The 15,725-nt window shown below is 64.4% G+C and carries 18 protein-coding genes; 12 read left to right on the top strand and 6 right to left on the bottom strand.

Going from position 1 to position 15,725, the window contains the following annotated elements:
* The first annotated feature begins 20 nt into the window (after positions 1–20).
* Positions 21–320 carry a hypothetical protein gene (locus tag P9A16_RS05855; RefSeq protein ID WP_023514475.1) on the top strand — a complete coding sequence of 100 codons (300 nt, stop codon included), beginning with the start codon at positions 21–23 and terminating at the stop codon, positions 318–320.
* A 56-nt stretch (positions 321–376) separates the two neighbouring features.
* Here P9A16_RS05855 and P9A16_RS05850 read toward each other — a convergent pair whose 3' ends face one another.
* The 5 genes from P9A16_RS05850 to P9A16_RS05830 all read right to left on the bottom strand — a co-directional run bounded on the left by P9A16_RS05850 (position 377) and on the right by P9A16_RS05830 (position 6,330).
* Entirely contained in the window at positions 377–2,548 is a 2,172-nt protein-coding gene (locus tag P9A16_RS05850; protein WP_023514476.1) for a vWA domain-containing protein, read from the bottom strand.
* A 14-nt stretch (positions 2,549–2,562) separates the two neighbouring features.
* A complete protein-coding gene (locus tag P9A16_RS05845) occupies positions 2,563–3,084 on the bottom strand; it encodes an RNA polymerase sigma factor (protein WP_023514477.1) in 522 nt (173 codons plus the stop codon).
* 79 nt (positions 3,085–3,163) lie between these two features.
* On the bottom strand, positions 3,164–3,856 hold the full coding sequence (locus tag P9A16_RS05840; RefSeq protein ID WP_245290462.1) for a phosphodiester glycosidase family protein: 693 nt from the start codon (positions 3,854–3,856) through the stop codon (positions 3,164–3,166).
* 99 nt (positions 3,857–3,955) lie between these two features.
* The gene (locus P9A16_RS05835) at positions 3,956–4,639 is read right to left on the bottom strand and encodes a ferredoxin (protein ID WP_278025571.1); all 684 of its coding nucleotides are present in this window, start codon (positions 4,637–4,639) and stop codon (positions 3,956–3,958) included.
* 107 nt (positions 4,640–4,746) lie between these two features.
* The gene (locus P9A16_RS05830; RefSeq protein ID WP_023514480.1) at positions 4,747–6,330 is read right to left on the bottom strand and encodes a trimethylamine methyltransferase family protein; all 1,584 of its coding nucleotides are present in this window, start codon (positions 6,328–6,330) and stop codon (positions 4,747–4,749) included.
* 370 nt (positions 6,331–6,700) lie between these two features.
* On the opposite strand from P9A16_RS05830, the gene P9A16_RS05825 reads away from it, so the two are divergent.
* Entirely contained in the window at positions 6,701–7,396 is a 696-nt protein-coding gene (locus tag P9A16_RS05825) for a corrinoid protein (RefSeq protein WP_023514481.1), read from the top strand.
* A gap of 48 nt (positions 7,397–7,444) precedes the next feature.
* On the opposite strand, the gene P9A16_RS05820 is transcribed toward P9A16_RS05825, so the two are convergent.
* Positions 7,445–7,603 (bottom strand): entericidin A/B family lipoprotein, encoded by a 159-nt coding sequence (locus P9A16_RS05820; RefSeq protein WP_023514482.1) that lies wholly within the window; start codon positions 7,601–7,603, stop codon positions 7,445–7,447.
* Positions 7,604–7,617: 14 nt separating this feature from the next.
* Between P9A16_RS05820 and P9A16_RS05815 the strand changes: the two genes are divergently transcribed.
* The 10 genes from P9A16_RS05815 (at position 7,618) to P9A16_RS05770 (ending at position 15,725) form a co-directional block, all read left to right on the top strand.
* Complete coding sequence (locus tag P9A16_RS05815; protein ID WP_023514483.1) at positions 7,618–8,259, top strand: DUF1638 domain-containing protein; 642 nt, start codon at positions 7,618–7,620, stop codon at positions 8,257–8,259.
* A gap of 96 nt (positions 8,260–8,355) precedes the next feature.
* Positions 8,356–9,138, top strand: coding sequence for a formyl transferase (locus P9A16_RS05810; protein ID WP_023514484.1), 783 nt, complete (start codon positions 8,356–8,358; stop codon positions 9,136–9,138).
* 208 nt (positions 9,139–9,346) lie between these two features.
* On the top strand, positions 9,347–9,649 hold the full coding sequence (locus P9A16_RS05805) for a virulence factor (RefSeq protein WP_023514485.1): 303 nt from the start codon (positions 9,347–9,349) through the stop codon (positions 9,647–9,649).
* The gene (locus P9A16_RS05800) at positions 9,642–10,229 is read left to right on the top strand and encodes a methylenetetrahydrofolate reductase C-terminal domain-containing protein (RefSeq protein WP_023514486.1); all 588 of its coding nucleotides are present in this window, start codon (positions 9,642–9,644) and stop codon (positions 10,227–10,229) included. Before P9A16_RS05805 ends, P9A16_RS05800 begins: the two co-directional genes overlap by 8 nt.
* Before the next feature lie 3 nt (positions 10,230–10,232).
* Complete coding sequence (locus P9A16_RS05795) at positions 10,233–11,327, top strand: methylenetetrahydrofolate reductase (RefSeq protein ID WP_023514487.1); 1,095 nt, start codon at positions 10,233–10,235, stop codon at positions 11,325–11,327.
* A gap of 90 nt (positions 11,328–11,417) precedes the next feature.
* Positions 11,418–12,383, top strand: coding sequence for a methyltetrahydrofolate cobalamin methyltransferase (locus P9A16_RS05790; protein WP_050743298.1), 966 nt, complete (start codon positions 11,418–11,420; stop codon positions 12,381–12,383).
* Position 12,384: 1 nt separating this feature from the next.
* Positions 12,385–12,708, top strand: a complete 324-nt coding sequence (locus tag P9A16_RS05785; RefSeq protein ID WP_037409419.1) for a hypothetical protein — start codon at positions 12,385–12,387, stop codon at positions 12,706–12,708.
* 36 nt (positions 12,709–12,744) lie between these two features.
* A complete protein-coding gene (locus P9A16_RS05780; protein WP_023517074.1) occupies positions 12,745–14,817 on the top strand; it encodes an ASKHA domain-containing protein in 2,073 nt (690 codons plus the stop codon).
* Between the two features lie 186 nt (positions 14,818–15,003).
* Positions 15,004–15,312 carry a hypothetical protein gene (locus tag P9A16_RS05775; protein WP_023517075.1) on the top strand — a complete coding sequence of 103 codons (309 nt, stop codon included), beginning with the start codon at positions 15,004–15,006 and terminating at the stop codon, positions 15,310–15,312.
* Between the two features lie 14 nt (positions 15,313–15,326).
* Positions 15,327–15,725, top strand: coding sequence for a hypothetical protein (locus P9A16_RS05770; RefSeq protein WP_023517076.1), 399 nt, complete (start codon positions 15,327–15,329; stop codon positions 15,723–15,725).

The following is a 15,725-nucleotide window of genomic DNA, read 5'->3' as shown; positions in this document are numbered from 1 at the left end:
GTGAAAGAGAAGGCAAGGCCATGGGAATCATCGGAAAACTACGAGAAGAATGGATGCGGTTTCGCCGGAGGCAGGCGGAACGGGAAGCCTTGCGGCTGCTCGTTGCGCGGCGCGATACACGATTGCTGCGCGATGTCGGGCTGACATTGGCCGAAGGCAGCCCGCGCGGCTACGAGCAGCTGCCACAAGCAAAGGAGCGCCGCTGGACGGCGCCCCTCATCCGGCTGCGACTGCTGCCACCCAGCACGTGGAGCGAAGGCGATGCGGCGCCGGCGGCCGCAAACAACAGTTGCAAGGCGGCGGAAAAACCCGCCGCTTAGCCCGTCTCCCCCATGTGGGGAGACGTTTCGGCAGACCGAATGAAGGGCGACCTGCCCTACTCCGCCTTTTCGCCGGAAAGGCCGCCGGCGAGCTGGACGAGTTTGAGGAACTCGGCGCGATAGCCGAAGGGGTCGTTGCCCTTCGCTGCCTCTGCAAGCCCGAGGATCGAGCCATAGGCGTAGTCCTGCAGGGCCGTCACGCCCTTCAGCTTCTGCCCGAAGGCGGCGACGGCGACCGAGAAGCGTACATCCGTCGAGGCGGCGCTCACATCGGCGACGGCATTCGCATCCGTCACCGGCAGGGTTGCCAGTTCGCTCGTCTCGCCGTCCGGCTTCTTCCAGCGCATCTTCAGGAAGGCGAGTTCGCCGCTGCCGCTCTCGGCCGCCGGCTGTGCCTTGCCATAACGCAGCGGGTCGTTCAGCACGGCGGGGCTGCCCTTCGGCGTCACCTCGTAGATCGCCGTCACCCGATGGCCGGAGCCGATGTCGCCGGCATCCACCTTGTCATTGTTGAAATCCTCGCGGTTGAGCACGCGGGTCTCGTAGCCGATCAGGCGGTATTCGGCGATGCGGTCGGGATTGAACTCGATCTGGAACTTGACGTCCTTGGCGATGGGGAAGAGCGAGGAACCCGCCTCCTCCACCAGCGTCTTCTGTGCCTCGGCCAGCGTATCGATATAGGCGGCCGTGCCGTTGCCGTTCTGCGCCAGCGTCTGCATCATGCCGTCATTGTAGTTTCCGCGGCCAAAACCAAGCACCGAAAGGAAGATGCCGCTCTTGCGGCGCTCCTCGATGATGCGCTTCAGGTCCTCGTCGCTGGCCGGGCCGACGTTGAAATCGCCGTCCGTCGCCAGCATGACGCGGTTGACGCCATCCTTCTTGAAGGCCTTCTCCGCCAGCCGATAGGCCGCCTCGATGCCCTCGGCGCCCGCCGTCGAGCCGCCCGGCTGGAGCGTGTCGATGGCGTCGAGGATTTTCTGGCGGTCCTTCGCCGCCGTCGGCTCCAGCACCACGCCGGCGTTGCCGGCATAGGTGACGATGGAAACGGTGTCCGTGTCCTTCAGCTTGCCGACCAGCAGGCGGAAGGCGCCCTTCAGCAGCGGCAGCTTGTCCGCCTCGTCCATCGAGCCGGAGACATCGATGAGGAAGACGAGGTTGGCGGCGGGCTGCGCCGTCGGCACCGTCTCGAACCCCTTGATGCCGATATGCAGCAGCTCGGTGTTCTTGTTCCAGGGCGTCGGCATGACCGTGACGGTGGCGTTGAACGGCTTTTCCGCGGTCTCCGGCCCCTTCCAGTCATAGGGGAAGTAGTTGACCAGTTCCTCCACCCGCACCGCCTCGAGGTCCGGCAGGCTGCCGCCGAGCAACGCACGGCGCACATAGGAATAGGAGGCCGTGTCGACATCAGCCGAAAAGGTCGAGACCGGATCGGTGGTGACGCTCTTGACCGGATTGGGATCGGCCGAAGCGAAACGCTCGCGGTCCTCCTCGGGCACGGGCATCGCGATGGCATCAGCTGCCGCGGAGGGCTGTGTTATGGCGCGGCTCAGGGCCTGCATGTTGGCGGCACCCTCGACGATAGCAGATTCGTGTCCGCTGAGATCGATATGACCAACGGACGTTTCGGCAGTGGTCTGGCTCAGTTCCGGCGTCGGAACAACCCCGCCGAGCAAGGATGAATCCGGGACGATGGCGACCACCTCCTCCTGACGGCTTTCAGCGAGCGGGGCAGGTTCGGTAGAGAACACCGTGGTCGTCTGAGTGGCGTCCGCCTTCGCTTTCGCATCGGACGACCGCTTCGCACTGCCGCCCTGGCCGCTCTCCTTCAACGCGGCTGAAACGTCTTCCGCATTGAATTCACCCGCCTTCGCTTCCAGCTTGCGCGCACGCAGATCGGCATCGACCGGCTTTTCTACGACCTCCGTCTCCGTGGTCAGCGGCACGGTGCCATTGCGCACCAGTTCATAGCTGACAAGACCAGCGACTGGCACGACGAGCAGCGTGGCAAGGGCCGAGCCGGCGAGAAATTTGCGGTTCATGATGGGGCTCCATATCCGGTTGAAGATGGAGCTTTGACGCCCGCCCGAGCACGATCCTTGGGGGCTGGTCGCATTTTTTTCCGCGCCGTCGAACGCCTCCATGGCGGCGGCAAGCGCGCGGGCACGGGCCGCGGGGTCGGCGGCGGGAGCCCTGTTGCGGGCAAGTTTTTCGAGGTCGAGATCGCTCATCGTCTGTCCTTCCGTCACGCGGCCGCATCGCGCAAAAGCACCTTCAGGCGCTTGCGGGCTTCGTGCACATGCCAGGAAATCGTCGTTTCGGCGCGGCCGAGCACATCGGCCGCCGCCGCATGGCTGAGCCCCTCGCCGTAGATCAGCAGCACGGCGTCGCGCTGCTTGTCGGGCAACTGCCGCACCGCCTGCCAGAGCTCCTCATTGCCGTCGTCAGCGGGGGCGTCGTCCAGCACGGCCTGTTCGCGCAGATAGGCGGCGTCGCGCCATTCGGCCCGGCGCCGCTTGCGCAGCTGGTCGCGCGCCGCATTCAGCGTCACCGAATAGAGCCAGGTCCCGAAGCGGCTGGCGCCCTTGAAACCGCGGATGGCGCTGGCAAGGCGTATGCACACCTCCTGTGCCACGTCCTCGGCATCCTGCCGGTCGCCGCACCATCGCCAGGCGACGGCATGGATAAAATCATAGCGGCCTTCGACAAGCGCGGCGAACGCCTGCCTGTCGCCTGAGGCCGCCTTTTCGACGAGTTCTGTTTCCACGGGTCCATCCCGATTGCTGTGCACTATCCTTTCAGACGTGTCTCGGGCGGCGATCCTTGGGCCTGCGTTCAAAAAAATCTCACCAGGGCAGATTTTTTACGACGGCGATGATGGTCCCCATCACGGCGTCCCGGTCGTGGCGCCGGATTTCCGGGGCGTAGAGGCTGGAAATGCTGCCGTCGAGAAAGAGCGCATTTTTACTGTGCAGCCGGTCACGGAAAAGCGTCGCGAAATCGTGGAAGCGCACCGGAGTTTTCGAGATTGCGAAGGCGACCCGCCCGTCCGGCAGGATGCCGACGCCGTTGCGGATCTGCAGGCTGCTGGCATCGGGCAGGAAACGCGGATGGATGGATCCGTCGATGACCAGCATCGGTCCCGATTGCGTCGCCGCGACCGGCGACAGCCCGGCCTTCGCATAGGCGTCCGTCTCCATCACGCCCGCTTCGCCATCCCCCACCCAGAAAACGCCGTTCGGCTTCATGAAGAAATTGCCGAAGGCGTCGCCGCGGTTGAGCGCGCCCGTCTCCCTGCCGTTTTCCATCAGCAGCCCCACCGGACCATAATCCGGATGATACATGCCGCCGTTCATCGCAAAGCTCATGTGCTGACTGTTGCCGAGGAGATGGGTGTTGAGCTGGTCGTAGGTCGCACCGCGCTTTCCGAGCGTCGCCGTGCCGTAGAGGCGGATCGTATCCACCTTCGGATCGAAGGTGCAGACGGTGTAGCGGCCCGACAGGTGGTCGATCTCGGTGCATTTTGGCGGTTCGGCCATGACGGGGCTCCCGAGAGCGAGGAACAGGAGAAGAATGAGAAGGACGCGCATGGCGTTTGGCTCGGCTGGCATTGCGGCGAATTTAGCGGCGGGTTGCCGTCATAGCGAGAGCGCCGCCATGTGGAAGCGCAGTTGCGCATCGTTATAGCGATAGCTTGCGCCGACGGGACAGGCGGCGCGGGCAAGGCAGCCGGCCGACATGCAGCCGCCCTGCCCCACGGGCGTGCGCAGATAGGCGCGGCAGGCGGAGACGTCGAACAGATCCGGGCGAACGGCTGCAGCGGGACAGGTGGTGAGGCAGGGCTTGTCCGGACAGTGGTCGCAGGGATGCGGCGATGCCCGCGACGGCGCGTCCCCGATCGGATCGGCAAAGCCGAGTGCGCCGCGATAGCCGTGCCAAAGGCCGTAGACGGGGTGGATGAGGATCCCGAGCGGCGAGGCTTTCAGGCCCTCGGCCCGCATCGCCCAATGCTGAAACGGCTGCCAGGGCGGATCGGAGGGAAACCAGGCGGTCGCCCCTGCCGCCGCGGCAACGGGCTCTATCACCGCCTTCGACCAGGTGTCGAGCGGATCGGGGCCGGATCGCCCTTTCCGCCAACGGGAAAAGGCCGGCCAGAGAGAGCTGCCAATATTGCCGATGAGCACGACGCTTGCTGCCGGGCGGCCATCCGCCAGCTCAGGCGGTGTTTCGCCCTCACGAAAATTCACGGCACCGCGCAAAAAAAGTCCGTGCGGCTGGAGAGCCGCACGGACGGTTTCAAGATCAGGACGACGCGCCCTCACCGGGTCACGTCTCCCTTGATTTCATAGTGGGGACGCCAGACGTCCTTCTGGATCATGTCCGCCACCCGCGTTGCTCCGCCTTGCTCCCTGGCGCGATCGGGACCCTTTCAGGTGAAGGCGTCCGGCATCGAATCCTTGCGGGCCGCCATATAGGCCAGCAGCGCGTCGTCGATCGCCGGATCGAGATAGGGCGCCTCGTAGTGCTCGAGCCAGGTGCGGCAGAGCGCGTTGGCGCGGTCTTCGATACGCTTCTGTCCCTCGATTTCCCACTGCTCGAACGAATTGTTGTCGGCAAGCGGCGAGCGGTAGAAGGCGGTCTGGAAGTTGGCCTGGGTATGGGCGCAGCCGAGATAGTGGCTGCCCGGGCCGACTTCGCGGATCGCATCGAGCGCCTGGGCGTTCTCCGAGAGGTCGATGCCCTCGGCGAATTTCTGCTGCATGCCGAGCTGGTCCTGATCGATCATGAACTTTTCGTAGGAGGCAACGAGGCCGCCTTCCAGCCAACCGGCGGCGTGCAGCACGAAGTTCGTGCCGGCGAGCAGCGTCATGTTCAACGTATTGGCCGATTCGTGGGCGGCCTGCGCATCCGGGATCTTCGAGCCGCAGAGCGAGCCGCCGGTCCGGAACGGAATGCCGAGACGGCGGGCGAGCTGCGCCGCGCCGTAGGACACCAGCGACGGCTCCGGCGAGCCGAAGGTGGGCGCGCCCGACTGCATGGAGATCGAGGCCGCGAAGGTGCCGAACAGCACCGGCGCACCCTTGCGGATGAGCTGTGTGAAGGCGGCGCCGGCGAGGACTTCGGCAAGGATCTGCGTCAGCGTGCCGGCGACCGTCACCGGGCTCATCGCGCCCGACAGGATGAACGGCGAAACGACGCAGGCCTGGTTATGCCGCGCATAGACCTTCAGCGCGCCCACCATGGTCTCGTCGAAGACCATCGGCGAGTTGGCGTTGATGAGGTTCATCATGACCGTGTTGTTTTCGACGAACTCGTCGCCGAAGACGAGCTTGGCCATGGCGATCGAATCTTCCGCACGTTCCGGCGCGGTGACCGAGCCCATGAACGGCTTGTCGGAATATTTGATGTGGCTGTAGACCATGTCCAGGTGACGCTTGTTCACCGGAACGTCCACCGGCTCGCAGACCGTGCCACCGGAAGAATGCATGGACGGCGCCATATAGGCGAGCTTCACGAAATTACGGAAATCCTCGATCGTTGCATAGCGGCGGTTGCCTTCCAGGTCGCGCACGAAGGGCGGGCCGTAGACCGGCACGAAGACGGTGGCCTTGCCGCCAATATGCACGCTGCGCTCGGGATTGCGGGCATGCCAGGTGAAGTTCGACGGCGCGGTCTTCAGGAGTTCGCGGCAGAGGCCCTTGGGGAAATGCACGCGCTCGCCGCGCACGTCGGCGCCGGCGTCCCGCCAGAGCTGGAGGGCTTCGGGGTCCTCGCGGAACTCGATGCCGATCTCTTCCAGCACCCGGTCGGCGTTCGCCTCGATGAGCTGCAGGCCTTCTTCGTCGAGGACTTCGTATTCCTTGATCTTGCGGGTGATGTAGGGCAGCGACGGGCCCGGGCCGCCCCCGGTGCGCGAGGCGCGCCGCGCGGCCGCACCCCGACCCTCACGCGAACGGCGACCGCCGCCTTCACCGGCGCCCTCGCCTGCCACCTGCTGAATGTCCTCGCTCATGATCCGTCTTTCCTTGTTGTCGCGGTGCAGAAAAGCACCGCGGGCCTTGTTCTTTCCGGCGCCCGAACGCGCCTCTCGTTCTATGCTAGCAAGCCGCCGGGGCGGGGCGGTTCTCAATGCGCCAAGCGGTGGCGCACGCGGGATACCGGCATGGGCGAGACTATAGCGGGATTGCGACGGGCAGCGTAGCGGCATTGACGTGTTTGCACTGTCAATTCACGGCTTTACCGGCTATTCATGCAAGAAGCGGGAAACGGGTCGCTTTTCGCCATATGCGACGTCGCTTTCAAAATCAGGTTCGCGCAAGAGGAACGCTATTCCTTATGGTGAGAGCCTGCCGCCGCAGCGCCACTGGAGACGAGGAAACACAATGTCTGACGACGAAATCATTCTCGCCGATCTCTCCGACGAAGAGCTCGTGCAGCAGATGCACGACGACCTCTACGACGGCCTGAAGGAGGAAATCGAGGAAGGCACCAACATCCTTCTCGAGCGCGGCTGGGCCCCCTACGACGTCCTGACCCAGGCGCTCGTCGAAGGCATGCGCATCGTCGGCGTCGATTTCCGTGACGGCATCCTCTTCGTTCCGGAAGTGCTGCTTTCGGCCAATGCGATGAAGGCCGGCATGTCGATCCTGCGTCCGCTGCTCGCCGCTACCGGCGCGCCCAAGCAGGGCAAGATGGTCATCGGCACCGTCAAGGGCGACATCCACGACATCGGCAAGAATCTCGTCGGCATGATGATGGAAGGTGCCGGCTTCGACGTCATCGACCTCGGCATCAACAACCCGGTCGAAAACTACCTCGAGGCCATCGAACGCGAGCAGCCGGACATCCTCGGCATGTCGGCGCTGCTGACGACCACCATGCCCTACATGAAAGTCGTCATCGACACGATGAAAGAAAAGGGCCTGCGCGACGATTACGTCGTTCTCGTCGGCGGCGCACCGCTGAACGAGGAATTCGGCAAGGCCGTCGGCGCCGACGCCTACTGCCGCGACGCGGCCGTCGCCGTCGAAACGGCCAAGGAATTCATGAAGCGCAAGCACAACATGCTTGCCGGCTGATTTTTGAAGGGCGCCGGTCTTGCACCGGCGCCCTTTCACCATGATCTATCAATTGACGGAATGCACGACCCGGCGACCGGCATCCTGGGTCGCATCCACCGCGTTGGCGGTGTCACGGCCGAGGCCGCGGATGGTGTTGCCACAGGCGCTGAGCACCAGCAGCGCGGTAAAGACAATGCCGAGACGGGCAAGATTTTTCGCGGTCATGGCGGGATCCTCTCATGAATGCACTCGACTCGGAAATTAGACCAGCCGGCGACGAAGCGGAACGTGGCAACGCGGAAAAAGTTCGCGTCATCGCCTGCGGCGCCATCGCCCGTGAAGTCCTTGCCATCCGCGAGGCGAACGGTCTTTCCCATATCGACCTGCTCTGTCTTCCCGCGATCTGGCACGCCCACCCGGAAAAGATCACGCCCGGCGTGGAGCAGGCGATCGCCGAGGCGCGGGCCGAGGGGTTTTCCCGCATTTTCGTCGGCTATGCGGATTGCGGCACGGGCGGATTGCTCGACCGGCTCTGCGAGCGCGAGGGCGTCGAGCGCATCGCCGGGCCGCACTGTTATTCCTTCTTCGCCGGCAACGCCGCCTTCGCGGCCAAGGACGACGACGTCACCTCCTTCTTCCTCACCGATTTCCTCGCCCGCCAGTTCCGCGCCTTCGTCATCGAACCGCTCGGTCTCGATCGCCATCCCCAGCTTAAGGACATGTACTTCGGCAATTACAGGAAGCTCGTCTATCTCTCGCAGGTCGAGGACGAGGGTTTGAAGCAGAAGGCGAAAGAGGCGGCGGACTATCTCGGCCTTGCCTACGAGTATCGCTTCACCGGTTACGGCGACCTGACGGGCGAGCTTTTACGCGCCCGCTAACCAATCCTTAGCCCTGCCCGGCAAATCCCCAACGCAGTTACCGCTTCCTAAGCCATCGCGACGAAGATGCCGCAAAAGACTGGCGAGGCCTGGGACATGACGGAACGCGACATACGGATGGAAACGGTGGCCATGCTGATCCAGCCCGGCCCCAACCCGGAAATCGTCGTCAACGCCGTCAAGACCACCTTCCCGAACCTTGTCGTCATCGAGGAGCAACCCGAATCGAAAAAGCTGTTCATCCGGCGGCGCGCGAAAAAGCTTGGCTGGATGCAGGCCCTCGGCCAGCTCGCCACCATGGTCGTTTCCAAATACGGCAAGCGCTTCACCGCAAAACGCGCTGAGGAAATCCTCGAAGAATACGGCGCAAACCCCTCGACGGACTCGACAATCCGCCGCATCGCCATCCCCTCGGCCAACGGCCCCGAACTGCTGACAGCGCTGGAAGAGGTGCGGCCGGCCGCACTGCTTCTCGTCAGCTGCCGCATGATGAAGGCCGGGACGCTCGCGGCGATCGCCTGCCCCGTCCTCAATTTCCACGCCGGCATCAATCCGCGATATCGCGGCCTGCAAGGTGGCTACTGGTCACGCATCGAGCGCGACGAGGCAAATTTCGGCGGCACCGTGCACCTCGTCGATCCCGGCGTCGATACAGGCGACGTGCTCTACCAGCAGCGCGTCACCCCCTCCAAACGCGACACGATGCACACCTATCCGCTGCTCCAGACGGCGGCCTCGACGGGCATCATCGTCAAGGCGATGCGCGATGCGGTGACCGGCAATCTCAAGCCCTTGAAAATAGCGGCGCCCTCGCGGCAATGGTATCATCCGCCGATCTGGACATGGCTCTTGAACGGCGTGACCCGCGGCATCTGGTAATTCCTTCTGTATAGTCGAATCCCACGTCGTTTTTGAACATGGGGCAGTCGTGGCGAGTGAAGCCCGCGACGCGGCCAAACCGCATTGTCAGCGCTAGAGCAATTCCAGGAAAAGTGTGCCACGGTTTTCCGTCCGGATTTGCGCAATAGGAGGAAGAGCGTTTTCGCGATCCGAAGAAACACGCAAACGCTCTGGGAGAATTTTCGACATGGCAGACCGCATCATCGTCTACTGGCGCGACATCCCCGCCCAGGTCATCATCAAGAAGGGCCGCACGAGCGCCAAGCGGGAACTGTCGCTGCGCTTCACCGAGGCGATCGACATGTGCGCCATGCGCACGGGCGCCGCCGAGACGGACGACTATCTCGCCGAATGGCGCAAGGCCGACCCCATCCCCGTCTCCGACGATCTGGAGACGGAAGCCGACAAGGCCGCGGCCGAGCTGGAAGCCGCCTATGACCGTGAACGGCTCGTCGCCCTCGTCAAGGCCGGAGGCCGCGACAATGGCTGACGCCATCCAGAAACCGGGCAATGCCGCACCCGCCAAGAAGGCCGCCACCGGCGCCTTCACGCCGGCCGGCGTCTCGCCGAGCCGCCGGGCCCGCCGCAAATACACGATCCGCCTGTGGGCCGTGCGCAACTCCCGCTTCTTCGAGTGGTTCTACCACCGCTTCGCCGAGGTTTTCCTGCTCCTCCATCCCGTCTGGAAGCTGTTCGGCTACCAGCGCGTCGAACGGCCGATCACCTTTGTCGAAAAGCATGTGAAGGGCTTTCTCTTCGACTGTCGCATGTGCGGCCAGTGCGCACTGTCGTCCACGGGCATGTCCTGCCCGATGAACTGTCCCAAGCAGCTTCGCAACGGCCCCTGCGGCGGCGTGCGCGCCAACGGCAATTGCGAAGTGGAACCGGACATGCCCTGCGTCTGGGTCCAGGCCTGGAAGGGCTCCCAGAACATGGCCAAGGGAGATGCCATCATGAACGTGCAGAAGCCGGTGAACCAGTCGCTGCGCGAAACCTCCTCCTGGCTGCGCGTGACGGCCGAAGCCGCCGCGGCCAAGGAAGCTGCCGCCGCTGCCGGAAAGGACGCCTGATCCATGGCGCATATCGACGAAAACCCGCTCGGCCCCCACCTGCCGCTCGATCCCCTGCCCGGTCATTCCTCGCTCGGCCGGCTGGAGCGCGTGCTGCGCCGCGGCGAATTCGCCGTCACGACGGAACTCAACCCGCCCGACAGCGCCAACCCGGAAGACGTCTACGAGCGCGCCGCGATCTTCGACGGCTGGGTGGACGGCATCAACGCGGTCGATGCGTCCGGCGCCAACTGCCACATGTCCTCCGTGGGCATCTGCGCGCTCCTGACCCGCATGGGTTATGCGCCGATCATGCAGATCGCCTGCCGCGACAAGAACCGCATCGCCATCCAGGGCGACGTGCTCGGCGGCGCGGCCATGGGCGTCACCAACATCATGTGCCTCACCGGCGACGGCGTACAGGCCGGCGACCAGCCGGGCGCAAAGCCGGTCTTCGACCTCGACTGCATGTCGCTGCTCGAAACCGTGCGCATCATGCGCGACAATTCGAAGTTCCTCTCCGGCCGCAAGCTGACCTCGCCGCCGAAGGTTTTTCTGGGCGCGGCGATCAACCCTTTCGCCCCGCCCTACGACTTCCGCCCCTATCGCCTCGGGAAGAAAATCGAGGCTGGCGCACAGTTCGTACAGAGCCAGTACTGCTTCGACGTACCGATGTTCCGCGAATACATGAAGAAGGTGCGCGACCTCGGCCTGCACGAGAAGTGCTACATCCTCGTCGGCGTCGGCCCGATGGCCTCGGCCAAGACGGCGAAGTGGATCCGCTCCAACGTGCCCGGCATTCACATTCCCGATTCCGTCATCGCGCGGCTCGAGGGCGCCCAGGACCAAAAGAAGGAAGGCAAGCAGCTCTGCATCGACATCATCAACGAGGTGAAGGAGATCGAGGGCGTTTCCGGCATTCACGTCATGGCGTACCGACAGGAAGAATATGTCGCAGAGATCGTGCATGATTCCGGCGTGCTGAAAGGCCGGCGCCCCTGGAAGCGGGAACCGAACCCGGTCGACCAGCTCGTTGCCGAACGCATCGAAAGAACCCGCGAGGGCGTCGAGCAGAACCAGCAGCAGATGGCGGAGATCGCTGCCCATCACCCCCATTGATCCCCATGCCGGCCACCGCCGGCATGCCGCTTGTAACACCGGAAATCGCGCGCTAGATCAAACTTGGCGCCCCGCCCCAGAGGACCCTATATGACACGCACCATCGTCGCCTCGGCCACCCGCGAAATCATCATCGGTTTCGACCAGCCCTTCTGCGTCATCGGCGAACGCATCAATCCGACCGGCCGCAAGAAGCTGGCCGCGGAAATGCAGGCCGGCAACTTCGAGACCGTGATCAAGGACGCGCTGGAACAGGTCGCCGCCGGCGCCACCATGCTCGACATCAATGCAGGTGTAACCTCGGTCAACCCGAACGAGACGGAGCCGGGCCTTTTGGTGCAGACGCTGGAAATCGTCCAGGGCCTCGTCGACATTCCGCTCGCCATCGACAGCTCTGTGACCGCCGCCATCGAGGCCGGCCTGAAGGTCGCCAAGGGCCGCCCGCTGGTCAATTCCGTCACCGGCGAGGAAGAGAAGCTCGAAGCCATCCTGCCGCTCGTCAAGAAGTACGACGTTCCGGTCGTCGCCATCTCGAACGACGAGACCGGCATCTCGATGGACCCGGACGTGCGCTTCGCCGTTGCCAAGAAGATCGTCGAGCGCGCCATGGACCATGGCATCAAGCCGCATGACATCGTCGTCGACCCGCTCGTCATGCCGATCGGCGCGCTCGGCGATGCCGGCCGCCAGGTCTTCCAGCTGCTCTATCGCCTGCGCAACGAACTGAAGGTCAACACGACCTGCGGCCTTTCCAACATCTCCTTCGGCCTGCCGCACCGCCACGGCATCAATGCCGGCTTCATCCCCATGGTCATCGGCGCCGGCATGACGTCCGCCATCATGAACCCCTGCCGCCCGCAGGAAATGGAAGCCGTGCGCGCCGCCAACGTGCTGAACGGCACCGACGCCAACTGCACCAACTGGATCATGACCTACCGCGACCACAAGCCTGCCGAAGGCGGCGCCGTTGCCGCCGCGTCCGCAGCTCCGGCAGCCGGTGGCGGCCGCCGTGGCGGCCGTGCAGCCCGCGCCGGCGCCGGCGCGGCCCGGGAATAACGTGGCCGGCGGGCGACAGCTCCGTCGCGACGCCTTCAGCCTCTGGCTGGAGGCGCCTCTCGTAATCGCCATGCGCTGCCACGAGATGGGGATGGCGGCGATGACGGGCTCGACCCAGAACACGGCCGAGATGACCCGGATGGTCACCGAAAAGATGGCTGCCACGGCGGAAAGCGTCGTGGCGGCCAATTTTGCTGTTGCAAAGGCCATGATGACGGCGGCATCGCCCGAAGCTGCGGCCCGCGCCGTCTCGGAAGCCGCGCTGAAGCCCTACGGCAAGCGCGTGCGCCGCAATGTGCGGCGTCTCTCGGCCAGAAAGGGCTGAGATGCGTCGTTTCACGCCGAAAAGAGAGTACGACCGATGCGCATCGAAGGTGAGAACGAGATCAACATGACCGAAGCCTCGGTGAAGGAGCCGCTCGTCCTCTTCATGCCCTCGGGCAAGCGTGGCCGCTTCCCGGTGGGCACGCCCGTTCTGGAAGCCGCGCGCAAACTCGGCGTCTATGTCGAAAGCGTCTGTGGCGGCCGTGCCACCTGCGGGCGCTGTCAGATCGAGGTGCAGGAAGGCAATTTCGCAAAACACAAGATCGTCTCCTCCCTCGACCACATCTCGGAAAAGGGCCCGAAGGAAGAGCGCTACGAAAAGATCCGTGGCCTGCCGGATGGCCGTCGCCTCTCCTGTTCCGCCCTCATCCTCGGCGATCTCGTCGTCGATGTGCCGCAGGACACCGTGATCAACGCACAGGTCGTGCGCAAGGCCGCGACCGACCGTGTGATCGAGCGCAACGCCGCGGTCCAGCTCTGCTATGTCGAGGTGGACGAGCCAGACATGCACAAGCCGCTCGGCGATCTCGACCGCCTGAAGGTAATGCTGGAAAAGGACTGGGGCTGGAAGGATCTCCTGATCGCCCCCCATCTCATCCCGCAGGTGCAGTCGATCCTGCGCAAGGGCAACTGGGGCGTCACCGCCGCCATCCACCGCGACATGGATTCCTCGCGCCCCTTCATCGTCGCCCTTTATCCCGGCCTGAAGAACGAGGCCTATGGCATCGCCTGCGACATCGGCTCGACGACCATCGCCATGCATCTCGTGTCGCTGCTGTCGGGCCGCATCGTCGCCTCTTCCGGCACGTCCAACCCGCAGATCCGCTTCGGCGAAGACCTGATGAGCCGCGTCTCCTACGTCATGATGAACCCGGACGGCCGGGAAGCCATGACCAAGGCCGTGCGCGAGGCCGTCAACAGCCTGATCGGCAAGGTCTGCGGCGAAGGCGAGGTCGACCGGCACGACATCCTCGACATGGTGTTCGTGGCAAACCCGATCATGCACCACCTCTTCCTCGGCATCGATCCGACAGAGCTCGGCCAGGCGCCCTTCGCGCTCGCCGTGTCGGGCGCATTGCAATACTGGGCGCACGAACTCGACATCGACGTGAACCGCGGTGCGCGGCTCTACACGCTGCCCTGCATCGCCGGCCATGTCGGCGCGGATGCGGCGGGCGCGACACTTTCCGAAGGCCCCTACCGGCAGGATCGCATGATGCTGCTCGTCGATGTCGGCACCAATGCGGAAATCGTGCTCGGCAACAAGGACCGTGTCGTCGCCGCATCCTCGCCCACCGGGCCTGCCTTCGAAGGCGCGGAAATCTCCTCCGGCCAGCGCGCTGCACCAGGCGCGATCGAGCGCGTGCGCATCGATCCCGCGACCCTGGAGCCGCGCTTCCGCGTCATCGGCGTCGACAAGTGGTCGGACGAAGAGGGGTTTGCCGAAGCCGCCAAGAGCGTCGGCGTCACCGGCATCTGCGGCTCGGCGATCATCGAGGTCGTCGCGGAGATGTACCTCGCCGGCGTCATCTCCGAGGACGGCGTGGTCGATGGCTCCATGGCGGAAAAAAGCCCGCGCATCCTGCAGAACGGGCGCACCTTCTCCTACCTGCTGCATGACGGCGAGCCGCGCATCACGGTGACGCAGAACGACATCCGCGCCATCCAGCTCGCCAAGTCGGCGCTCTATGCCGGCATCAAGCTCCTGATGGAAAAGCTTGGCATCGAGCATGTCGACACGATCCGCTTTGCCGGCGCCTTCGGTTCCTTCATCGATCCGAAATACGCCATGGTGCTCGGCCTCATCCCGGATTGCGACCTTGCCGAGGTGAAGGCCGTCGGCAACGCCGCCGGCACGGGCGCGCTCATGGCGCTTCTCAACCGCGACCACCGCCGCGAGATCGAAAGGACGGTCGCCCATATCGAGAAGATCGAGACGGCGCTGGAGCCCAACTTCCAGCAGCTTTTCGTCAACGCCATGGCGCTGCCGAACAAGGTGGATCCCTTCCCGGAACTCGCCAAGGTCGTCACCCTGCCGGAGCGCAAGGTGCTGGCCGACGATGGCGGCGGCGAAGGTGGCGGACGACGGCGGCGGCGCAGCCGGGAGTAGGAGGCACGGCGCGCCCTCGGGGCAAAATAGTCCGCCTGCAGCCCCCCATAAACCACCCCGCAAAGAATCCGTTTTGTTTTCGGCGGTTCATCGGCATGATCCGAGAATAGGGCGACAGTCTCGCCCGTTGATTGCCATATCGACCGCGTAACCTCCCGCAATCCCCAGCGTGTGAAAGCCTCGTCCATGACGCTTGCCCGCCTCATCGCCGCCAGCCTTCTTCTTGTCGCCAGCAGCCTGCCGGCGCGCGCCCAGGAGGACTACCCTTTCACCGGCGAATGGGAATGCGACGGCGCGCCCTTCGTCTTCACCGCCACGGCCTACAGCATCGGCGACGACACCTACGACGTCCAGGAGGTGCAGGAGGGGTCGGACGGCTCCTACACGCTGTTCCTCTCCGACGAGGTCTACATCTACCTGTCCGCGATCACCGCGGACACGCTCGATTTCTCCTCTTCCGAAAGCAGCCATACGCTGAGCTGCCGCCGCTACTGACAGAAAGTGTTCCGATGAACCGCGCCCGCCTTCTCGCCCTTGCCCTTTGCCTCGGCATCGCCTCGCCTGCCCTTGCCGATACCTATGCGGCGATCAGCAACACGGCGATGGCCATTACCGGGGATATCGAGTTCGACGATTTCGGAATCACCTTCGAGAACGGCAAGCAGATCACCTTCGACGAACTTGTCGACGATACGTTCGTGGTGGGCGGCGAGACGGTGGCAGCGTCGGTCTACAGCCTCAAGGAGGCATCGGATCCGGTCCTCAACAACGGCAACCGGCTGTGCGGCGAGCCCGTCACCTATGTCGCGTCCTGGGGCGATGCCGACACGACGACCGTCGCCGTCTTCGCAACACAGGACATGCCGGAAAGCGACGCGCAGATGTGCGCGTCCTATACCTACGAGTAG

It is taken from the genome of Shinella sp. 838, from assembly GCF_029623935.1.
GTDB lineage: Bacteria > Pseudomonadota > Alphaproteobacteria > Rhizobiales > Rhizobiaceae > Shinella.
This window is presented reverse-complemented; position numbering and strand designations above follow the sequence as displayed.